24 protein-coding genes, 2 tRNA genes and 1 pseudogene are annotated in these 20,966 nt (G+C 33.5%); 15 read left to right on the top strand and 12 right to left on the bottom strand.

Translation table 11 applies throughout. The features are described 5' to 3' along the window. The first annotated feature begins 15 nt into the window (after nucleotides 1-15). The 4 genes from FI695_02870 to FI695_02855 are packed head-to-tail and all read left to right on the top strand — an operon-like array spanning nucleotide 16 to nucleotide 1,555. Nucleotides 16-360, top strand: coding sequence for a (2Fe-2S) ferredoxin domain-containing protein (locus FI695_02870; protein ID MQG50902.1), 345 nt, complete (start codon nucleotides 16-18; stop codon nucleotides 358-360). Continuing rightward, complete coding sequence (locus FI695_02865; protein ID MQG50901.1) at nucleotides 360-890, top strand: TlpA family protein disulfide reductase; 531 nt, start codon at nucleotides 360-362, stop codon at nucleotides 888-890. The genes FI695_02870 and FI695_02865 overlap by 1 nt, the downstream gene beginning before the upstream one ends. Further along, the gene (locus FI695_02860) at nucleotides 890-1,360 is read left to right on the top strand and encodes a hypothetical protein (GenBank protein ID MQG50900.1); all 471 of its coding nucleotides are present in this window, start codon (nucleotides 890-892) and stop codon (nucleotides 1,358-1,360) included. Before FI695_02865 ends, FI695_02860 begins: the two co-directional genes overlap by 1 nt. A gap of 9 nt (nucleotides 1,361-1,369) precedes the next feature. After that, nucleotides 1,370-1,555 carry a Trm112 family protein gene (locus FI695_02855; GenBank protein ID MQG50899.1) on the top strand — a complete coding sequence of 62 codons (186 nt, stop codon included), beginning with the start codon at nucleotides 1,370-1,372 and terminating at the stop codon, nucleotides 1,553-1,555. Nucleotides 1,556-1,562: 7 nt separating this feature from the next. Here the strand turns inward: FI695_02855 and folK are convergent, their stop codons facing one another. Beyond that, nucleotides 1,563-2,057, bottom strand: coding sequence for a 2-amino-4-hydroxy-6-hydroxymethyldihydropteridine diphosphokinase (gene folK, locus FI695_02850; GenBank protein MQG50898.1), 495 nt, complete (start codon nucleotides 2,055-2,057; stop codon nucleotides 1,563-1,565). Beyond that, nucleotides 2,057-2,935 carry a dihydropteroate synthase gene (folP, locus tag FI695_02845; GenBank protein ID MQG50897.1) on the bottom strand — a complete coding sequence of 293 codons (879 nt, stop codon included), beginning with the start codon at nucleotides 2,933-2,935 and terminating at the stop codon, nucleotides 2,057-2,059. Before folP ends, folK begins: the two co-directional genes overlap by 1 nt. A gap of 186 nt (nucleotides 2,936-3,121) precedes the next feature. Here folP and acnA point away from each other — a divergent pair, with 186 nt between their 5' ends. Next, entirely contained in the window at nucleotides 3,122-5,845 is a 2,724-nt protein-coding gene (gene acnA / locus FI695_02840) for an aconitate hydratase AcnA (protein MQG50896.1), read from the top strand. Nucleotides 5,846-5,847: 2 nt separating this feature from the next. Beyond that, complete coding sequence (locus FI695_02835) at nucleotides 5,848-6,135, top strand: antibiotic biosynthesis monooxygenase (protein MQG50895.1); 288 nt, start codon at nucleotides 5,848-5,850, stop codon at nucleotides 6,133-6,135. Nucleotide 6,136: 1 nt separating this feature from the next. On the opposite strand, the gene FI695_02830 is transcribed toward FI695_02835, so the two are convergent. After that, complete coding sequence (locus tag FI695_02830) at nucleotides 6,137-6,748, bottom strand: hypothetical protein (GenBank protein MQG50894.1); 612 nt, start codon at nucleotides 6,746-6,748, stop codon at nucleotides 6,137-6,139. Between the two features lie 289 nt (nucleotides 6,749-7,037). Here FI695_02830 and FI695_02825 point away from each other — a divergent pair, with 289 nt between their 5' ends. After that, complete coding sequence (locus FI695_02825; GenBank protein ID MQG50893.1) at nucleotides 7,038-7,634, top strand: glycerol-3-phosphate acyltransferase; 597 nt, start codon at nucleotides 7,038-7,040, stop codon at nucleotides 7,632-7,634. 1 nt (nucleotide 7,635) lies between these two features. Here FI695_02825 and FI695_02820 read toward each other — a convergent pair whose 3' ends face one another. Continuing rightward, nucleotides 7,636-8,997, bottom strand: a complete 1,362-nt coding sequence (locus FI695_02820) for an MmgE/PrpD family protein (GenBank protein MQG50892.1) — start codon at nucleotides 8,995-8,997, stop codon at nucleotides 7,636-7,638. A 20-nt stretch (nucleotides 8,998-9,017) separates the two neighbouring features. Then, a tRNA-Pro gene (locus FI695_02815) sits at nucleotides 9,018-9,092 on the bottom strand. 215 nt (nucleotides 9,093-9,307) lie between these two features. Between FI695_02815 and FI695_02810 the strand changes: the two genes are divergently transcribed. Beyond that, nucleotides 9,308-10,090 carry a hypothetical protein gene (locus tag FI695_02810; GenBank protein MQG50891.1) on the top strand — a complete coding sequence of 261 codons (783 nt, stop codon included), beginning with the start codon at nucleotides 9,308-9,310 and terminating at the stop codon, nucleotides 10,088-10,090. Between the two features lie 88 nt (nucleotides 10,091-10,178). Continuing rightward, the gene (locus FI695_02805; protein ID MQG50890.1) at nucleotides 10,179-10,400 is read left to right on the top strand and encodes a hypothetical protein; all 222 of its coding nucleotides are present in this window, start codon (nucleotides 10,179-10,181) and stop codon (nucleotides 10,398-10,400) included. A gap of 81 nt (nucleotides 10,401-10,481) precedes the next feature. Here FI695_02805 and FI695_02800 read toward each other — a convergent pair whose 3' ends face one another. Together FI695_02800 and FI695_02795 are read right to left on the bottom strand one after the other, a co-directional pair. Then, nucleotides 10,482-10,727, bottom strand: a complete 246-nt coding sequence (locus FI695_02800; protein MQG50889.1) for a hypothetical protein — start codon at nucleotides 10,725-10,727, stop codon at nucleotides 10,482-10,484. A gap of 11 nt (nucleotides 10,728-10,738) precedes the next feature. Then, on the bottom strand, nucleotides 10,739-11,797 hold the full coding sequence (locus FI695_02795; GenBank protein MQG50888.1) for a hypothetical protein: 1,059 nt from the start codon (nucleotides 11,795-11,797) through the stop codon (nucleotides 10,739-10,741). A 53-nt stretch (nucleotides 11,798-11,850) separates the two neighbouring features. Between FI695_02795 and FI695_02790 the strand changes: the two genes are divergently transcribed. From FI695_02790 to FI695_02770, 5 genes and pseudogenes are all read left to right on the top strand, one after another. Then, complete coding sequence (locus FI695_02790) at nucleotides 11,851-12,630, top strand: glucose 1-dehydrogenase (GenBank protein ID MQG50887.1); 780 nt, start codon at nucleotides 11,851-11,853, stop codon at nucleotides 12,628-12,630. A 326-nt stretch (nucleotides 12,631-12,956) separates the two neighbouring features. Further along, a pseudogene (locus tag FI695_02785) lies at nucleotides 12,957-13,118 on the top strand (collagen-like protein). 375 nt (nucleotides 13,119-13,493) lie between these two features. Further along, nucleotides 13,494-14,078, top strand: coding sequence for a hypothetical protein (locus FI695_02780; protein MQG50886.1), 585 nt, complete (start codon nucleotides 13,494-13,496; stop codon nucleotides 14,076-14,078). 63 nt (nucleotides 14,079-14,141) lie between these two features. Next, nucleotides 14,142-15,041 (top strand): hypothetical protein, encoded by a 900-nt coding sequence (locus FI695_02775; GenBank protein MQG50885.1) that lies wholly within the window; start codon nucleotides 14,142-14,144, stop codon nucleotides 15,039-15,041. Between the two features lie 11 nt (nucleotides 15,042-15,052). Further along, nucleotides 15,053-15,550 (top strand): hypothetical protein, encoded by a 498-nt coding sequence (locus FI695_02770; GenBank protein MQG50884.1) that lies wholly within the window; start codon nucleotides 15,053-15,055, stop codon nucleotides 15,548-15,550. A 3-nt stretch (nucleotides 15,551-15,553) separates the two neighbouring features. Here FI695_02770 and FI695_02765 read toward each other — a convergent pair whose 3' ends face one another. Both FI695_02765 and glmU read right to left on the bottom strand, forming a co-directional pair. Then, the gene (locus FI695_02765; protein MQG50883.1) at nucleotides 15,554-16,825 is read right to left on the bottom strand and encodes an HlyC/CorC family transporter; all 1,272 of its coding nucleotides are present in this window, start codon (nucleotides 16,823-16,825) and stop codon (nucleotides 15,554-15,556) included. Next, the gene (gene glmU, locus FI695_02760) at nucleotides 16,826-18,187 is read right to left on the bottom strand and encodes a UDP-N-acetylglucosamine diphosphorylase/glucosamine-1-phosphate N-acetyltransferase (GenBank protein MQG50882.1); all 1,362 of its coding nucleotides are present in this window, start codon (nucleotides 18,185-18,187) and stop codon (nucleotides 16,826-16,828) included. 195 nt (nucleotides 18,188-18,382) lie between these two features. Between glmU and FI695_02755 the strand changes: the two genes are divergently transcribed. Then, a tRNA-Ser gene (locus FI695_02755) sits at nucleotides 18,383-18,472 on the top strand. Between the two features lies 1 nt (nucleotide 18,473). Here FI695_02755 and FI695_02750 read toward each other — a convergent pair. The 3 genes from FI695_02750 to FI695_02740 form a co-directional block, all read right to left on the bottom strand. Further along, the gene (locus FI695_02750) at nucleotides 18,474-19,580 is read right to left on the bottom strand and encodes an Ldh family oxidoreductase (GenBank protein MQG50881.1); all 1,107 of its coding nucleotides are present in this window, start codon (nucleotides 19,578-19,580) and stop codon (nucleotides 18,474-18,476) included. A 93-nt stretch (nucleotides 19,581-19,673) separates the two neighbouring features. Beyond that, the gene (locus FI695_02745; GenBank protein MQG50880.1) at nucleotides 19,674-20,255 is read right to left on the bottom strand and encodes a hypothetical protein; all 582 of its coding nucleotides are present in this window, start codon (nucleotides 20,253-20,255) and stop codon (nucleotides 19,674-19,676) included. A 46-nt stretch (nucleotides 20,256-20,301) separates the two neighbouring features. After that, on the bottom strand, nucleotides 20,302-20,966 hold a 665-nt coding region (locus tag FI695_02740; protein ID MQG50879.1), incomplete at its 5' end, for a tetratricopeptide repeat protein.

Genomic DNA, 20,966 nt, shown 5'->3' with positions numbered 1-20,966 from the left:
GATTGGAGAAGCATTATGCCAGAATATAAGCAACATGTACTAGTTTGTGATGTCGTAAGAGACGATGGTCGAAGATGTGGAAACAAAGGCGGAGGTAATGTCAAAAAAAAATTTGCAGAAGTATTGGCTGCAAATGATTTGAGTTCTGAGGTTTATGTTTCTAGTGTTGGTTGTACAAGTCAACACGGACTGTGTGAAATGGAGCAAGCCAGTATACTTATTTATGGAAAAAATAATCAGGGAACCTGGTATATTGCTGATGATAACGATGTTGAACAAATTGTGGAAGAACATATCATTAATGGTAATATAGTTGAATCTCTTCTTAATGAAAATATGAAAGTACGATTAGATAATTAATGGACGAAGAAAATACTCTTCCTAAAATATCCCATTACAAATCTGAAATAATACTATTTTTATTGGTTATTATTACAGTAGTTTCGATTGTATTTATCATGCAAGAACGTACAAAAAGAGCACCAGATTTTCAAGCAAAAATTTTTCCTAGTATGGACGAAACTTTTGAGTTAAAAGCAAATATTGGCACACCAATATTAATAAACTTTTGGGCATCATGGTGTGTTCCATGTGAAGTAGAATTTCCTCATATACAAAAAATGAGAGAAAAATATGCAAAGGATGAATTGATAATATTTGGAATAAACTCTTTTGATCTTCCAGAAGATGCAATTAACTTCATAAATAGACTTAATATATCTTTTGAAACTGGACCAGACCCTAATGGTGAGATCAACGACCTTTATGAAATTACAGGATTACCTGTGACAATATTTATTGATAAAAAAGGGATAATTCAAGAAAAAAAAATTGGATACATTAATGAGGAAACTCTCCAAGAATGGATTTCAAAGGAGATTGAGACATAATGGATAACATTACAGGATTTGGATTTTTCTTTTTATTAATAAAATTAATCCATATAACAGCTTCTACCATATGGGTAGGCGGAAGTTTATTTTTTTTACTTGTAGTCAATCAATCACTAAAAAATGAAAATAAATTCATAAAAGGGATCCTAGGTTCAAATTTTAAACAAATTGTTGATTTATGTATATGGATATTATTACTTAGTGGTGTGATATTAACAGTAAATAAACTAACCTCTAATGATGCAACAGTAATTTACGGATCGTTACTAGGATTCAAACTAGCCTTAGTAGCCTGGGTGACTTTTTTAATATGGTTTAAAAAAAGTTCAAAAAATTACTTTACAGAAGAATCTATGACAAAAAATCAAATGTTAAAAGATTTTTTTTCTCGTGATAGACTATTAGTAATACTAGGAATAGGTATTATTTATGTTTCCGAAACTTTAGCGAATTTACAAAATATATAGGAGTGTTAATTGAAAAAATATCTTACTGATATGCTAGTATGCCCAACTTGTAAAAGTGATTTATCTTTAGAAGTAGTATTAGAAAAAGATGATGATGTCATATCTGGTAAATTGCATTGTGAAAACGGAAAGTGTAAAGAAATATATACAATTGAAGACTCAATTCCTAATCTTCTCCCTAATGAATTAAAATGATCTGAAACTATTCCAATTTTCCTATGTTCAATATCTGACCTTGATTTGTATTAGATTCAATTAATTTATCAATCATTATTTCTAATTCTGGGTGTTCCCAATGTGGATTAATTTCTGAAAGAGGTATTAATACAAATAATCGTGAATGCATTCTTGGGTGAGGAATTACTAGTTCTTCTTTTGCAAGAATACGCTGACCGTAGGAAATAATATCTATATCAACAGTTCTTGGTCCATTTATAAAATTGGGTTTTCTACCGCAATGGATTTCAATTTCTTGACAAAAGCGAAGTAATTTATGCGCATTTATTTTACTTATTGAACTACAAACCAAATTATAAAAATTAAACTGATCTATGAAACCTTGTGGAGTTGTTTCATATACAGATGAAATCAGATCTATTTCTAATTTAGAATTCAAATGCATTAAGGCATGCTGTAGATTATATTTTCGATCACCAAGATTAGATCCTAAGGAAAAATAAATACGGTCTTGGTTCATTAATGACTCCCACGAATAACTGCATCTGTCATTTTAACAATTTTGGATATCTGCTCTACATCGTGTACCCGTACCATATCAGCACCTTTAGTTATTGATATGGATACTGTTGCAGCAGTTCCTTCTACTCTCCTATTTATTGGTGCATTTATAACAGCTCCAATAAATGATTTTCTTGATGTTCCAACCAACAATGGGTAATCTAATTCTAAAAAGCTATCAAGATTATTTAATAAACAAAGGTTTTGTTCTATATTTTTTCCAAAACCAAAACCTGGATCTAGAATAATGTTTTTTTTCTTTATTCCAGATTTTATGGCAATTTCAGTACTTCTAATTAAACTCTGTTTAATTTCAGAGATCATATTCTTATAATCGTTATTATCCTGATTATGCATAATTATCAATTTACCCTTATAGTCTGCAATTATCTCGGCTAATTTTGGATCAGCATTCAATCCGGAAATATCATTGATTATAGATGCTCCATTTAAAAAGGATGCATATGCTACATCAGAACGATATGTATCTACACTTACGAGAACATCAAAATTTTTGTTAATTGAATCCAAAACAGGCAATAAGATATCAATTTCTTTTTGAGAATTAATTTTATTAGGGTTACCCCCCCACTTTTCACCAAATGTTTGTGATTCATAAGTTGCAGTTAATAATGGACGTGAAGATTGAGCTCCTATATCTATTATATCAACTTCATGTTTTATAAAAGATTCACACTTTCTGTTTATAATATCTAGTTCTTGGGTACCGTCTTTAGAAAAGGAATCTAATGACAAATTAATAACACCCATAATTAGAGTCCGTTGTCTGGTTTCGAGTACTGTATCTAATTGTTTTAATAATTTTATATTAACCATTAATTTTCTACCTAATTAGGTGGATCTATTTCAAAAAAAAACTCGTTTATTTATTATACATATTCAAGATAAACTATTTAAACAGGTTTACTAGTTGAATATATTATGTTTTCATTTTACGATTAATTTCGCTAAACAGATAAATCAATTATTGAAACAAATGTATATTAGAAGAGGTGATTTGAAATGAGCAACAGTATTGCCGATAAAGCTAAATCAAATTTTACAACGGATTTAGGTACAATCAATTACTATAGCTTAGAAAAAATTTGTAAAAAATACAAAATCAATCTACAAGATCTTCCGTTTACTATCCGTATAATCTTAGAAAATATAGTCAGAAACATGGATGGTGAAGTCGTAACTGAAAACGACCTTAATACTGTCTTAAGTTGGTCGCCATCCAAATTGCCAGAACAAGAAATTCCTTATATGCCTTCAAGAGTATTAAGCCAAGATTTCACGGGGGTACCTGCTGTTGTTGATTTAGCCAGTATGAGATCTGCTGTAGAACGTATGGGAGGAAACCCTAAAATTGTGAACCCCATTGTTCCATTAGATTTAGTTATTGATCACTCGGTACAAATCGACTTTTTTGGAACTAATACATCTTTTGCACTGAATGCTGAAAAAGAATTTGAGAGAAATCATGAAAGATACTCTCTTCTAAAATGGGCACAAAATGCTTTTGAAAACACCCGGGTAATACCTCCTGGAGTTGGAATATGTCATCAAGTTAATTTAGAATTTTTATCAAATGTAGTATCAACAAAAACTGTTGATGGGGAAATTATTGCCTTCCCTGACACTGCAGTTGGTATGGATTCCCATACTACTATGGTAGATGGACTTGGTGTTCTAGCTTGGGGTGTTGGAGGCATTGAAGCAGAGGTTGTATTGGTTGGGCAACCATATTACATGCTAATGCAAGAAGTTATTGGTGTTAAACTTACCGGTGAACTTCAAACAGGAGTAACTGCAACCGACTTGGTATTAACAATTACAGAAATGCTACGTAAAGAAGGAGTAGTAGGGAAATTTGTTGAATTTTATGGAGAAGGTATTGATAAATTACCTTTAGCTGATAAAGCAACAATATCAAACATGTGTCCAGAATATGGTGCAACAGCTGCATTATTCCCTGTAAACAACGAAACCATTAAATATCTAGAATTAACAGGACGGTCCAAAGAACAAATTGAACTAGTGACTAAATATACCAAAAAGCAAAGTCTTTTTTATTCTCCTGGGGATCCTGATCCCAAATACACAAAATCATTATTATTAGATCTATCTACTGTTGAACCAAGCCTAGCGGGTCCGCGTAGGCCACAGGACAAAGTTACTGTAAATGGATTAAAAGAAAGATTCCATACATCCATGAAAGAATTATATGGGAAAGAAACTACTGACCCCAAAACTGACTTCGGTGTAAAAAGTAGTGTAGAGGGTGTAAAAATAGATATTGATGGAGAAAGCTCTTATATTGATCATGGTTCAATTGCCATAGCAGCTATTACAAGTTGTACGAATACTTCTAATCCTTCAGTCATGATTGGTGCAGGGTTGATTGCAAAAAAAGCTATTGAACTCGGGCTAACTAAAAAACCATGGGTAAAATCAAGTTTAGCGCCAGGCTCACAAGTAGTTGACGATTACTTAGAAGCTGCTGGACTCCAAACATATCTGGATGATTTGGGTTTTAACATTGTTGGCCATGGATGTACAACATGCATTGGAAATAGTGGACCTCTAATTGAGTCAGTTGGAAATGCAGTTGATGAAGAAGATCTTGTGGTTTCAGCAGTTCTTAGCGGAAATAGAAACTTTGAAGGTAGAGTACACCAGCAGGTTAAAGCTAGCTTCTTAGCTTCACCTATGCTAGTTGTTTCATACGCTTTAGCAGGTACCGTTAACATAGATCTGGAAAATGAACCCGTAGGATACAATAGCAAAGAACAACCAATTTATCTAAAAGATATTTGGCCATCACATGAAGAAGTTCGCGACACTATGAATAAAGCACTGAATGCTGACATGTTTATCAAACGATATAGCTCAGCCTTTGAAGGTGATACTAGATGGCAAAATCTTCCGGTGCCTACAGGTAATTTATACAATTGGGACCCCACATCAACATACATTCAAGAATTTCCAATTTTTGAAGATATATCTTTGGAACCTGATGATATAACTGATATTAGTAACGCAAGAGTATTTGCTGTCCTTGGTGACTCAATTACAACAGACCATATATCTCCTGCAGGTGGAATCTCCATTTCCAGTCCTGCTGCTGAATACTTACAAGATAAAGAAGTATCACAAAAAGACTTTAATAGTTATGGTTCAAGACGTGGGAATTATGCGGTTATGGTTCCAGGCACTTTTGCAAATATACGACTAAGGAACGGTTTAGCACCTGATAAAGAAGGCGGGTACACAACCCATTTCCCTACAGGAGAGGTTGTTTCTTTATTCGAAGCTGCTCAACGTTATAAATCTGAAAATACTCCTTTGGTCGTGCTCGCAGGAAAAGAATACGGTTCTGGGAGTTCTAGAGACTGGGCTGCAAAAGGGCCCTTTTTGCTAGGTGTAAGAGCTGTGATAGCCGAAACATATGAAAGAATTCATCGAAGTAATCTAATAGGAATGGGTGTAATACCTCTGCAATATTTGGACGGAGAGAATAAAGAATCTCTAAATTTAGAAGGTAATGAAATTATAGATATACATGGACTAGCAGATAACTTAACTCCAGGTAAAATAATTGATGTTACTGCAACAAAAACAGATGGCTCAAAAACTCAATTTAAAGTAAAAGTAAGAATTGATGCGAATATCGAAGTTGACTATTATCACCATGGAGGAGTCCTCCAATATGTTCTTCGTAAAATGGTTAAAGAAAACTAATAATGTTTGTTCAAGTTTCTCATATAGAAATTTTCCCAGACAAACTCAAACAAATCAAATCTATTTTTAGGGAATCTGTTTTACCTATAATCGAAAGCCAGGATGGCTTTGTAAAGTTTCATTTATATACAAATGAAAAAAATAACACGATCGTAGTTAATAGCTTTTGGGATTCTGAAGAATCTATAGAGAGAGTTTTTAATAGTGGAATTTATCAAGATCAAGTTACAAAATTCGAGAAACTCTTTGCTAGCTCTCCTATCCGAAATGTTTATGAAGTTAGTATTTAAACTACCAAAGAATTGTTAGAACATACTCGGTTGGAAATTCTGAATCTTCGATAGGATCAATAGGTTCTATACCAAATTCTCTTAATACAAAATACAATTGCCTCAGGTGTTGAACTGTATGCCCAGCAACCAAATCAAGCCTTTCAGATACACTTCTATCATCTTCCCCACGTGGGCCAATTTGAGCTAATTTGTCCAAGTCTAATTCTGAAACTTTTGATTTAAATCCTTCGAGCACCCCTTTACCATAGTCGGCTATATCATTAAATGAATTATATGATCTACCCGTAAGATCTGAACGAGGTGGATAATTCCCAGAATCTAATCCAATCATAGTGATTTCAGTAAACATAAACATATGATATCCAAATTCACGCATTGGTCTATCACGATCTGGGGCTGTCCAGTCTAATTTATCATCTGGCATTAATCGAAGATTTTTTTCAACTGAGGCTAAAGTTTTTTCAAGAATTGCCAAAGTTTCTTTTGGAGTTCTTGCTTCAATATCGACATTAATAGTCAATGCTTCTGATAATTGCCTTGGATTAAATCCGTTTATTACAGTTTCTCCAACTACAGTAACGGGAACGGCCCTAAAACCTAAATCTCGCAACTCTTGTAGAGCTCCCTGGTCATTTTGTATATCTCGCTCTATATATGCAAATCCATTTTTTGAAAGAAACTCTTTCGTTCGGGCACAAGTCGCTCAGCCTTTTCTTGCATAGACTTTAATATCCAAAGCCATATCATTACTCCTCTCAATTTATGAAAATTATACTGAAATTATCTTTAAAAAAAATACAAAACAATCAATTTTAATGATTTAAATCATATAATTTTGAATTTAAAATTGTTGCGGACATAAAATAATGGGTATATATTAATTAAATATATTGAATATAATGCGGAGCTCTTTTATGCCCATAGAATTATACATAATTGCATACTTACTGGGAGCAATTCCTTTTGGCTGGATGATCGGAAAAGCTAAAAATGTAGATGTTTTTTCCGAAGGAGATGGTCTACCTGGTGCTGCAAACATCTTGCGTCTATTTGGGCCAATTGAAGCATTGGTTGTATATGGGCTGGATACAACTAAAGGTTTATTAGCTATTTATATAGCTACACTTCAAGGTATAACAGACCTGCAATTATTAATAGTTGCAAGTATAGCAATATTAGGTCATTGGAACTCAATTTTTACTAAATTTCGAGGTGGCGATGGTGTCACTGTTTTGATTGGAATTACCATCGGACTTTTACCAACGCTAGGATTTATAAGTGTGTCAATTGGAGTAACTGTAGCTGCAATAGCTAGAAAAACTGGACACCATGCTTCACTCTGGGGTGGGATTGCCTGCTACGGATTCCTTCTTTTGGGAAGTTATTTATTAAACACTAACACAACTTTCGTGTATGGAATTTTATCTTTAGCAACTTTGGTATTATTTCATAGTTTATATGGTCATATGAAAAGACGAAATAAAATGGTTTACTAATCTAGGGGATCAAGAAAGCATTAATTTCTGACATAGATTGCCTAGACTCAAGATTATAGACAAAATTATAAACTGCTTCTGATTTTTCCTCACCTAAAATAGGTTGGGCCAATCCTATAAACTTCTGACGAGTATCTGTCCACCCTAAAGGATTTTCTGGTTCTCCTTTGGGATATTCAACATTTTGCTCATATCTCTGACCGTTTACTGTCGTAAGTGAAATATTTGACTCCATTTCATGATTAAACGTTTTTTGAGTAACAGTTACTTTACTCATCATTTCTTCAAGAGTTTTATCGCCAATTAATTTGTACGAATCCCATAAATATTCACCCTGCATAGCTGCTACTGCAGCTGCAAAATACGCACTGAATTGTGCTTCAACAGTGTTTTTAGGATAATCAGAAGAATATCCCACCATATCATAACCTGTTTTACCCATAGTAATATCTATGTTCGTAATATCTTGATAATTGATACTATTTGACTGTGTTATATCTAATACAGCGTCTATAGTTGCATGACTAAACCTACAACAAGGATATGGTTTAACTGCTGTATTCATAACTTCAAAATCTGTTCCATAAGAATCAAATATCGAAAAGTTTGTAATTTCACCTTCCGAATACAGGTTAAAATATCCAAATTTACCTTCTATAGGCTCTGTTGCACCCAAGTATCCATGTTGTGCCATAACAAGACTTAATATTGAGTTGTGGGGAGTAAGACCAGTATGAAATCTTTTATTCCATGATCCATTTTCTAAAAATTGTTGTGAACCTGCAATCTGACTAATATTTAACCCCATTGCATTTTGTATTATATCTGTACTCAGGTTTAATAATTTACCACCAGCAGCTGTACATCCAAAAATATTAGTAGTAGCTGTAGCATGGAATCCTTTTCTATGTATCAATGGTCCATGGGTTCTACCAATTTTAAGTGTTATATCATATCCAATAATTGACGCTAGTAAAAAATCCATTCCAGATTTTCCATACTCTTGTGCTAAAGCTAAATTAGAAGAAAAAATCGGTGTTCCAGGATGAATTATGGATTCTTGATGAGTATCATCAAAATCCATACTATGAGCTAGGGTCGCATTAGCCAATGCAGCATAATGAGCAGGATATTTATATGGGAAACCAATTACTTGCGAAGGTCCTGAAGCTCCACTAACCAATTTTTTTATACCATTCATAATTGGTTGAGAAGATTCGGCGAGATAAGCTCCTCCTAAAGTAACACCAAGGAAATCTAATAATAATTGTTTACATCTATCCACAACCTCCGGTGGTATGTCTTCAAATTTCATAGATGATAAGTAATCTAAAGAAAGTTGAGTGATGTTATTATTACTCATAGTACAAACCTTAATATTATTGGTCGGGGTGGTGGGATTTGAACCCACGACCTCCTGTTCCCAAAACAGGCGCGCTTCCCCTGCGCCACACCCCGAATTATAAAATGAAAAGTCTATGATATCAATTTTTCAGTGAGAAAAATAGAACTTTGATTTCTAATAAGAAACTTATACATTCTAATCTACAAATTTAATGAAATCAAACCCTATTATCGTTCTTGACAAACGATATCGTGAATCTCATTATTAAACAATATTAAACAATCCAAATATAATTTAGAATTTGTTGCGAAACTGGAGGAGTTATTTTATGAATGAGCTTAAAGATCTTTTAAAATCAGGTAAGGCAGTAATAGGAACAACTGCAACACCTGCTGTGGACGTTCCTACACTAGCCAATTCAGGGTTTGATTTTTTACTATTTGACACCCAACATTCACCATATGATGTCAAACAACTAATTCCATCTGTACAGGTAATGAAAGGTGCAAAAGCCACCCCTATTATTCGTGTAGGTCAGAATCGCGAGGATTTAATTCTTAATGCCTTAGATGCTGGTGCTCGTGGAATTATTGCACCAATGGTTAATACTAAAGAAGAAGCTGAATATTTAGTTCGATCATGTAGATATTATCCACTGGGTACACGAAGCAACGCTGGTGTAAGAGGAGAATGGGGAGAATTTAGTGCTTCTACTCCAAGAGACAGTATGACAAGTAAAGATTATCGAGATTATCTCGATATGGCTAATGAACAACTAGTAATTATTCCTATGATTGAAACAAATGTAGCTATGAATAATATTGATGAAATTCTTAGTGTGGATGGAATAGACGTACTACTTGTAGGCCCATCTGACCTTTCAATAGAATTGGAGGTCGCAATAGATTATTCAAGTGATACTTATCAAAAAGGATTAGATAAAATAGTTGCAGCCTGTAATAATCACGGAGTTGTTCCTGGAATGTATTTTATTCCCCCTGGAATGGATCCAAATTTCTATGTAGAAAAAGGTTTTAAATTTTTCACAATGCCTTGGGCTGGTTGGGCTACACAAGGTATACAGAATGGTCTATCAGGGATAAAAAGGTAACATCTTAATTCCTTATAGATTAAGTATAGTAGCCACAGATACATAAAACCCAATTTGAATTTATTTTTTGTGATAAAATTTCAACATTATGTCTGATTCATATATTAATAAATTACTAATAGGCCTAATAATACTAATAATTATGTGGTATTTATTAGGACAAAATTCCTTAATTGGAATTTTATTTACTATGGTTCCGCTTATCATTCTCTATGCAATGAATATATGGCTACCAGCACGAATATCTCGCAAGGAAAAAGAAAAAGCTAACAATCCTTATAATAAAGATGGAGATTTGAGCGATAAATAAAAAGAGCAAGTTCTACCTAGCTCGTATAATTCATACCAGGGAGATTCAATTTAACTGTAGATAATGGGTAATAGGAATTTATTACCCATTATTGATTTTAGACAATAATTCACGTAATTCTTTTAACCAAGTATCTAATGCAATTGTTTCAGGAACAGTGATATTAACTATTTCTTGAAATGAACTCAAACTTCCTCCCTGAACAATTTCAACAACTCCTGGATCTTCTTTTGTTAACTCAACACGAATTTGTTCTCTGTTAAACCCTAATTCATCCGCTACATCTAAAACTTTACTTATTTCATCCATACCTATGATGCCGTCCATTAATAAATCTCCTAATGTTTTTTTCTTGCCATGAAGTTTAGCATGTTACCTATAAACATATTTTCTACAATTTCATTATCAAAACCTGCCAATTTAAGTTTTTGAATTAAAATAGCAGTTATTTCATATACGTCGTTATATTTTACACCTTCATCTAATATAAATCCCCCCAAGCCACTAGCTAAGTGTATATTATCTAAACCTATAATTTTATTGATGTGAGAAATATGGTTTATTAAATCATCAAATGAAATATCTAAAGACTTAATATCATTTATTTGTTTATTTAATTTTTGGTAAATTTGTTGTTTTTTTAACTTAAGCTCTGGAGAATCAAAACTATATTCAACTTCTAAATATTTAATCTCCCATTCAGCAATTTGTTGTAATTTTGTAACCTCTTCAAAATAGTGCTTAGATATATAAAAATCATCAAGACTCAAAGAAACTATATTCCCTCTTTCCTTTACTTTGATAAGATCACTATCTGGTATATTACCCGGATTAGGGCATATCGAATAACTCCCAATATTTGATATTATAAGTTTGGAATCTATTAATAAATCAAAAAGACTCTTATCAAATCCATTGCAATTTATAATCATACTTAATAGATTTGCTTCTTGAATCAAATCTTGATTTATAACATCAGGATTATACTCGTCTGAGTCTGGATTATTTTTTAGGGTTATAGCACGAAAACCTAAACGATACATTTGTCTAAGTATTTCTGGGCGACTAGAAAGTAAAGCTGGGTTGCTATAAGCCAGGATTATAGCGTTACTATTATCTTCAAATTGAGCTAAACAATCTGGTTTATAAACCAAAGAAAACTTATTTTTTTCTTTTTCTATGTATGAGATCACAGCATCAGCAATCATCATATAGTCGTATAAAAAAGAAGACGAGTGTGTATCATCTTGGTAAAAAACATCTAAAGTAAGTATAGAATTACATATATTACCTTTAAAGATCCTATCCAAATACCTATTAATAACGTTAGACTTTTCAGAAAGATCTAGGTTCGAAAAATCGAGATTATTATCTATAGTAAAATTATTCTGCATCATACAAATGATAATACAACAACTATTAAGTAATACAAATACTACTCAAGGAGAAAATGGTGGATCAAAATTTAGATAATTTGTTTAACCTATCAGGTAAGGTTGCATTAATTACTGGAGGAAATAAAGGAATTGGTAAAGGTATTGCAAAAGGTTTAGGGGTACATGGGGCCAAAATAATTATTGCTTCTCGGGATAAAATAGCTAACACTAAAACATGTGAAGAATTATCTTCTTTAAATATTGAAAGCATGTCTTTAGAAATAGATATGACTGATCAATCTCAAATTGCCCCATTAGTAAATAAAATTATAGATACATACAATCAAATTGACGTACTAGTTAACAACGCAGGAACAGCCTTGCGATCAAGTCCGGAAGATATAAATAACAAGGATTGGCAATATATAATGGATTTAAATTTAAATAGTGTATATTGGCTTTCAAAAGAAGTCTATCCACATATGAAATCTCAAGGATCCGGAAAAATTATAAATATAGGTTCTATGTATTCTATTTTTGGTTCTGGGGTCGTACCATCCTACTCAACAACAAAAGGAGGAATAATCCAACTAACGAAAAGTTTAGCTGTAGCATGGGCCAAAGAGAATATAAATGTAAACGCCATATTACCTGGTTGGATAACAACAAATTTAACAAGTGGTATGCCGAATAATGATCCTGAGCGATACAGAAAAGTAAGTGAGAGAATAGCCTTGGGGAAATGGGGAATTCCAGAAGATTTAGCTGGGACAGCTATATTCCTAGCTTCAAATGCATCCAATTACATAACTGGAGCCTCTATAGTTGTAGATGGTGGATATAGTGTAAATTAATTTATAGATTAAGTGATGTACAAATTAAACCACAGTAAAAATATATTTAATTTCAAGGTTCAAAATTTACTACATGCTAAAAAAATTAGAAACTAATGTTGTTAAAGTTGCCAGATACACTTGACATATAATATATAGGTGCCTATGATTGTCTAAGGATATTAACAAATCTGAGGATTTACTTTTAATAAACTGATTTAGATCGATGATAAACATCTGATCTTCTTTTATGCTCGGAGGAAGTACATATGAGCTTCAAACATAAAACTCTAAATTTCGGATTCATTGCAACTATAATGAGTGTTGCCCTATTAGCAGCCTGTGCTGGCCCTGCTGGTGAAACAGGAGCTGCTGGTGCTGCTGGTGCTCAAGGACCTGCTGGTGCTGCTGGTGCTGCTGGTGCTCAAGGACCTGCTGGTGCTGCTGGTGCTGCTGGTGCTGCTGGTGCTGATGGCGCTCAAGGTGAAAAGGGTGATACTGGACCTCAAACTGGTGCGAGTGTGATTGTTATCGCATCTGGTCTAGAACAAGGTGAAGTACCTCCAGTACTAACTGCAGGCACAAGTCAACCTAAGGTTCAAGTATATGGTTCTGGTTTCCCTGCTGGCGAATTCTTAATCATTGAAATGATCAATGAACGAGGCGGTATCGCACTAAAGAACAAAGGTGGAGATGACACAGTTGCTGCTAATGGAACATTCGCAACAAAAATGGAAAGAGAAAAGAAAAATGCTGATGCTACACCTGCTGGTTTATACAGCGTTTGTGCTACAGCATCTCCTTCACTAGTTTCTGCTTGTGCTCCTATAGTAATAGTTGAAGCAGCTGAATAAATTTACTGAAAGAAATTGCAGGAGTTAATAATGCAAATACTAAAAAATAAGCAAAGATTGGTTGCCTTATCACTTGTATCTTCATTGTTCTTGTTCATACTAGCATGCGGATCAGAGGGACCAACTGGTGCACAAGGATCAGCTGGCCCACAAGGTAGTCAAGGTGGTCCTGGACCACAAGGTGCTGCTGGACCTCAAGGACCTCAAGGAGTTGCTGGTGCTGACGGAGCAACTGGTGCTGATGGTGCTAAAGGTGAAGTTGGTGACACGTTACCAGTTTCAATTGTTGCTACAGTAGTTGACGAGAACGGTGACACATCAAATCTCCAACCAGTAATAGTAGAACCTGCACAATACCAACCAAACGTAATAATATACGGATCTGGCTTCCCTGCTGGAGAAGTATTCTTAGCTGAAGCTATTGGACCTTCTGGTTTACAATCTGCTTTAGTTCGAAGAAATGATACAGACTTTACTATTAGAGATAATGGAACTTTCAAACAAGAAGTAAGAACTGCAAACCCACTTACACTAGATGCAGGGCTATACTCAATAGTGGTGACCACACAATCTGGCATTACGGCTTCTACACCATTATTGATAGTTGAAAAGTAAGCATTTATAAAAAGAAATTAAAAAAGAGCAGTTTTGAACTGCTCTTTTTTTTTAGCAAAGATCATGCAAAGAATAACAACCACTACAATTACAAAAACTATTATAGTTTCAATATTGGGTATACTTTTCATATTCCCACAATTAATTTCAGCTAATCATTTTTCAGAAAAGGAAATTAATAATCAAATCAAAGAACTGGATTCCTATTTACAATCTGGTGAAATGGCAGAAGAAGACTACCAAACAAAGAAAAATTGGTTATATAAAATACATGAAGAACCAGATTTAAATGACTCTGAGAAAAGTAAAAGTATTATATATATATTATGGCCATTTTTGGGAATTACAATTTTAATCTCTCTTATTATTTTTGGGATAATCCATTATAGAAAACAAAAAAACACCAAATCATATAATGACTGGAGAAATTCTCAGATATTAGCTGAATTGATTACGTCATGGGGAAATAAGGCTAGCCCTATCGAAATATGGGACCAATACAAATATGAGGTTGAAAGAAAATTAGAAACAAGTTGGGTTACAAAGTCAATTGGGTTTGTTGAAATTATCGATGGACCAATAAAATGGGCAAATATTACTTTCCGAAGTGGAAGTGATAGAACTCCACCACAATGGAAACTTATACTGGGAATACCTGATAACACAGTACCGCTAGAACATGATAAAGTAGATTTACGACCTAAAAGAAAAAAAACCTTCCCATTATTTGGAAAAGTAATTGCTGTAGAGTGGAAAGGAAATGACTTCGGTCTAGGACTCTTGCAAAGATATCGTAACGACTCATTTATAAATGATACGATAGCTAAAATTGGGAAACTACAGTCGATAGAAACACATCCCAATATCTATCAAGGATGGACAATAGATTTAAGATATATAAATGAGGATCTTTGGCAACTCTCTCAAAAAATTGCCCAACATAACCTAGATTCTCATAGATAAAAAGGATATGAATTTTGGCTTATAATGTTTATTTGGCTGGACCAGATGTTTTTCTTAATAATGCTATAGAACATGGAGAAAAATTAAAAACATTATGTTTAAAGCATGGATTAATAGGCCATTTCCCACTTGATAACAAAATTAGTTTATCCCCCAATAAAAAACATAGTAACGCATTATCTATATATAATTCAAATACAAAATTAATTGATATGTGTGATGGCTTAATTGCTAACATAGAACCATTTAGAGGAGTTTCAGCAGATCCAGGTACTGCATTCGAAATAGGATACGCAGTAGCTAAAAATAAATTAGTGGCTTTATATACCTCTGATAAAAGCTTTTATAGGCATCGGGTTGAAAATAGCCGATATCAAGGAGATAAATGGAATGTTGAAGACTTCGACATGGTTGATAATCTTATGTTGTTGGCTGCAACTGATAATATCGTATACGAATCTTTTGAAAAAGCCATTAAAGAACTAGCTAAAAGATTTATTGAGTTATAAAAATCACTCTTCTTCTAGTTCTGTTTTTACAATATTCACTCTGTTGATTCTTCTTCCAACAGTAGATATAACCTTGATAGTTAAATCATCTACAAAAGCTACATCTCCTGCTCTTGCAATTTTCCCCAATGTAGATGAAACTAACCCTCCTACTGTATTAAAACCATCACCTATTAATTCTGTATTTAATTTTTGGTTAATATCTTCAAGGGTTGCTTTGCCTTCAGCGATTAATTCATTATCTGCAATTTTAATTATTGCAACAGCGTTCTGGTGAAATTCATCTTCTATTTCTCCAACTATTTCTTCCATTATATCTTCGACAGTTATCAATCCTTCTGTTCCACCATATTCATCAATAACTATAGCAATACTAATCATCTTTTCTTTTAATTCATTTAATGTTTCAGCAGCTGGTTTTGATTCAGGTATAACCAGATGAGGGCGTATCAAATCTCTTAAAGCGTCATCATTTTGTATATCACCAGTAAGAACTTGAAGTACATCTCTTGCATGAATTATTCCTACAACATTATCAATATTTTCTTTATAGATAGGTATTCTACTATGTCCTTCTTTTATCATCGTCGCTACTAAATCTTCTAAAGAGATACTATACTCAGCAGCAATCATATCTACTCTAGGTATCATTATTTCTTTAACTGCAATATCCTCGAGCTCTAAAACACCTCTAATCATTTTTTGTTCTTCAGGATTCGCATCTTTAACTTCCTCTTCTACCATAAGGGTTTCTGGATCCTTCCATTCTTCTTCCTCAGATTCAATAGCTAAAGTAAGTTGGCTATTATAATAACTTATTCGATTTTTCATTGTATCAGGAAGCCTATCTATCAAGATAAAGAGCCAGCCAAAAACCCATACAACTGATTTTACAAGTATCCAACTAGGACGAATTACCTTTGATGCAATAAAATGAATTAAAAGATAAATTAATAATTGAAATATAATTAAAGTTAATACTATTAGTGCTAGTATAATTAATTTCCATACCCACCAATAATTTGTATAACTTGTAATCAGTATAAATCCAAATGAAAAACTAAGAATTACTGAAAATTGTTTGAGGAGTGAAATTTGAAAAACCCCACGTTTATATAAAGTTGGTGAAATTGAACTCTTATTACTTTCACGATTGCCATCAGTAAAAACATGCAGTAAGGCATCGACATCTTGTATAGTAGCCTTGATGATTCCAAATAAAATAAAGAAAGTTGAAGATATTACTAAACCGGTTATATATAAGGTATTATCCATCTATAATTTCTTGCCTTTACTACTAATTATTTTAGCTGGTACACCAAATGCTTTTGCATTATCAGGTATATCTCTCGTAACAACTGTTCCAGCCCCTGTTACAACATTTTCTCCAATATTTACTGGAGCTATAAACATGGTATCACTACCTATAAACGATCCATCTTTAATCGTTGTGAGATGTTTATCTTTTCCATCATAATTGCATGTTATAGTACCAGCTCCTATATTAACATTCATCCCAATTTTACTATCTCCAATATATCCAAAATGGCCAATTTTAGTATTCTCTCCAATATTTGCATTTTTTGTTTCTACATAATTTCCTATATGAACATAATTATGTAAAATACAACCTGGCCGTATATGGCTATAAGGGCCAATGGATACATCATTTTTTATTACCGATTTTTCAATGTGTGAATTGATAATTTTACAATTATCTCCAACTTCTGTATCTATAATAATAGAGTTTGGTCCCACCGTAGAACATTCGCCAAAAACACTTTTACCATATATATGAGTATTGGGAAATACGATTGAATCTTTCCCTAATATTACATCTGAATCAATATATGTAGTATTAGGATCCTTAATCGTAATGCCTTCTTTCATAAGTTCATCTAATATTCGTTTTTGTATTACTTTTTCAGCTACAGACAATTCTAACTTATTATTTACACCCATTATAGCAATTGAAGAGGAATCCAAATAACTATCTACGTGACGACCTTGTTCATATGCAATAGAAACCAAATCAGTTAAATAAAATTCGTTAGAAATTTTCGATTTAGTCACTTTATCAAGATTATTTTTTAGCCAATTAACTCTAAAACAATAAATGCCACCATTTACTTCTTTTATTGATTCTTGCCCTGCTGATAATTCCTTTTGTTCTAAGACCCTAACTATGTCACCGGATTCATTTTTTATAATTCTTCCATAACCTTGAGGTTTATCCAAAACCTTAGCTAATAAAGTTATATCTGCATCTGTATCTATATGACGTTTCATAACTGCATTCATTAGGTTACTATCATCTAGTACATTATCTCCGTATACTACTAGAAGATTTTGAAAATCCTCTGATAAATGATCTTTAACTTGAAATAGAGCATCAGCAGTCCCTAAAGGCATATCTTGTAAAATAAAGATACAATCTCTGTGAACAATTTCCTTTATTTGTGAGATATGATCAGGTGAAACGACTACAATAATTTGACCAGAATGTAATTCATACGCATTATCTATAACGTGTCTAATAATTTCTTTGCCACATATATTGTGCAAAACTTTAGGAACAGAAGATTGCATCCTCTGACCACTTCCGGCTGCTAATATAACTGTTAGCCAATCATCCATAGTAGAAAAAACAAAACCTACCGAGCCTTAGTGAGGCTAAAAGGTAGGTTATTAATTTGTGTGTTATGTTATTCAAAATTTATATCGCTTTGCTAACTGCGTATGATAACAATAAAGTTTAAGATTCAAAGTGTCAAGGATTATCAACTCTAGACCAATGCTGTATAAGGAACTAAAATAAACACAATCAAATACGGAGAGATGGCCGAGAGGTTGAAGGCGCCGCTCTCGAAAAGCGGTATGCCCGTAAGGGTATCGAGGGTTCGAATCCCTCTCTCTCCGCCATTTAGCCTAATGTGTACTCAATAGAGAACTCTGCACAAATCTGTTTGAACCAATCCAAGACCTCAGGATGTAAAGGAATACCTTTTGCTATTCTTTCTTTTTCTTGTTCAGCTTCAATCATACCTGCATATACAACTCGATCATGGCCTGGGGCGGGTTTTGTCTCTCGAAGCCCTTGTAACATACCATCCATATCATTTTTGAATTCTTCTACTGATACAAATGCTTCAATATTATACGCCGCAACATAATGAGACCTTCTAGTTGGAGAAGCATTAGCATATCCTTCAGCTCCAGATAGTAATCCACACATAATATCTACCATTACACCTAAACCATATCCTTTGTGTGAACCGAGTTCTCGTGTAGATCCAAGTGGTAATTGCATTCTTTCTCCTCCTAAAGCACTAGATTGAAAACTTTGTGCCATAGTTGTCCCACTCATATCTGGTGAACCATCAGGATTTGCAACCCAACCAGCCATTAATTCTACACCTAGCCTATTAGCCAATCCAATTTTATTTCCAGCTATAGCTGTGTTAGCAGCATCATAACAAAATGGAGCTTCTTTATTTCCAGGAGCTGCGAACGCTATAGGATTTGTACCTAATTTAGCTTCACTACCCCAAGTAGGTATCATTGAATTCCCTCCTGAAGTATAAGCAACGCCTATCATATCTTCTTCTGCTGCTAATAATGCATGATAACCCATCATACCTGCATGACCAGAATTTTTTATCGTAACCATACCAACACCTACATTTTTTGCTTTTTGTATGGCAATTTTCATTGCTTTGGGGCAAGTGACTATTCCTAATCCCTGATCACCATCTAAAACGGCAGTTGCTGGAGTTTCTCTCACTATTGATTCTTTTGCTAATGGGTTTAATATTCCTTCATTAAACATCCTCACATAAGCTCGTAGCATATTAGAAACGCCATGCGTTTCATCCCCTTTTAAATCAGCAGATAACAAAACATCTGTGGCAAGAGTTGCATCTGAATCAGACATTCCAACTTTTAAGAATACGTCTTTTGTCATACTTCTTAGATTACCTGCATCAACTCTCACAGCTATATCTTCTGGTATACGAAAATGTTCTAACATACAACACCCCAATCGATAAATTAGTAAATTAAATTGATACTAGCGCATAATGTAATTTAATTAAATACTAAATAAATATAATTATTTCAATTCTTAACAAAGGCCTTGTGATGAAACTATTTCCAAAGTCTTATCATTAACTGTCCATGACATAGTTGAGTTATTATTATTTTTCACAAGGGTCCAAGTATTTGAGGCCTGTTCAAATTCGTGCCCCCAGATATCATTAATAGATAGATAATCACCACAAAAATTACTCAATAAATACGTTTTTATCAGATTAATTGCTTCATCAGATGTTAATGTAGCACCTTGGTATGAAACATTATCAATTGATGTGCCAAGATCTAGTTTTTGTGCATCCCTTAAGGACTGAATATCAGCAGTAATAGTCATTATAGTAGCTGGATTTGAAACCTGAGGAGATGGAGTGGGAATCAACTGATTTATTGCATCTTGGGCCTCAGTTATAGGTACTGCAATGATATCCCTAGCTTCAGTTATAGGTGCAATAACAATATCTCGTGCTTGTGATATAACCGGTTCTGCAACGGATGTATTAGCTTCATTAATAGGATCTTTGATTAGATCTCTAGCTTCATCAATAGGTTGATCAACCAAGTCTTTTGTAGTGGTTTCATCATCATTGCCACATGAAATAAAAAATACAACCATAAAAAATATGATGATAGATCGTAATTGGGTTATGTTATAAAACAAATTATGCATTCTTATTTTTAAGATCTGCTACTTTACTATCGATAATATTTCTATCAAATCCTAAACTAGAAGCTGATTCAAAGTCAGTTTCCGCATCGTCATTTAGCCCTAATAGTACTTTAGCAACCCCCCTGTTTACATAGGCGTCTGCCATTGTATTGTCTACTTGAATTGCTCGTGTACAATCTTCTAAAGTCAAATTATATTCTCCCTTATTAGAGTATGCTGTTGCACGATTATTATACGTATGAGCATTATTTGAATCTATATTAATTGCTTGAGTGAAGTCTGATATAGCTAAATCATGATCTCCCTTTTTATCTAGAGCAACTCCTCTATTATTAAGGGCTTCAACATAGTTTTCATTGAGATGCAATGCCATGTTGTAGTCTTCAATAGCTAAATCAATTTCACCTATTTTTCTTCTTGCAATACCTCTAAAATTATATCCCTGAGATAGTCCTGGGTTAATATCTAACACTTTAGTAAACAATTCAATTGCTTCAACATATCTAAACTCTCTAATAGAAGATTTACCGTCTTTTAATAAATCTGTGATCAATTGATCATTTTCAACGGGTGAAACAGTTCTGTTATTTGAAGCAGTTTGCTCTTCCTCTTCATCTAATGACACTGTCTGTATCGATGGACCAGTTTCTTCTTCCT

Source organism: SAR202 cluster bacterium (assembly GCA_009392515.1).
Lineage (GTDB): Bacteria > Chloroflexota > Dehalococcoidia > Lucifugimonadales > UBA6952 > UBA6952.
The sequence above is the reverse complement of the archived record's forward strand: the minus strand, read 5'-3'. Positions and strand labels throughout refer to the sequence as shown.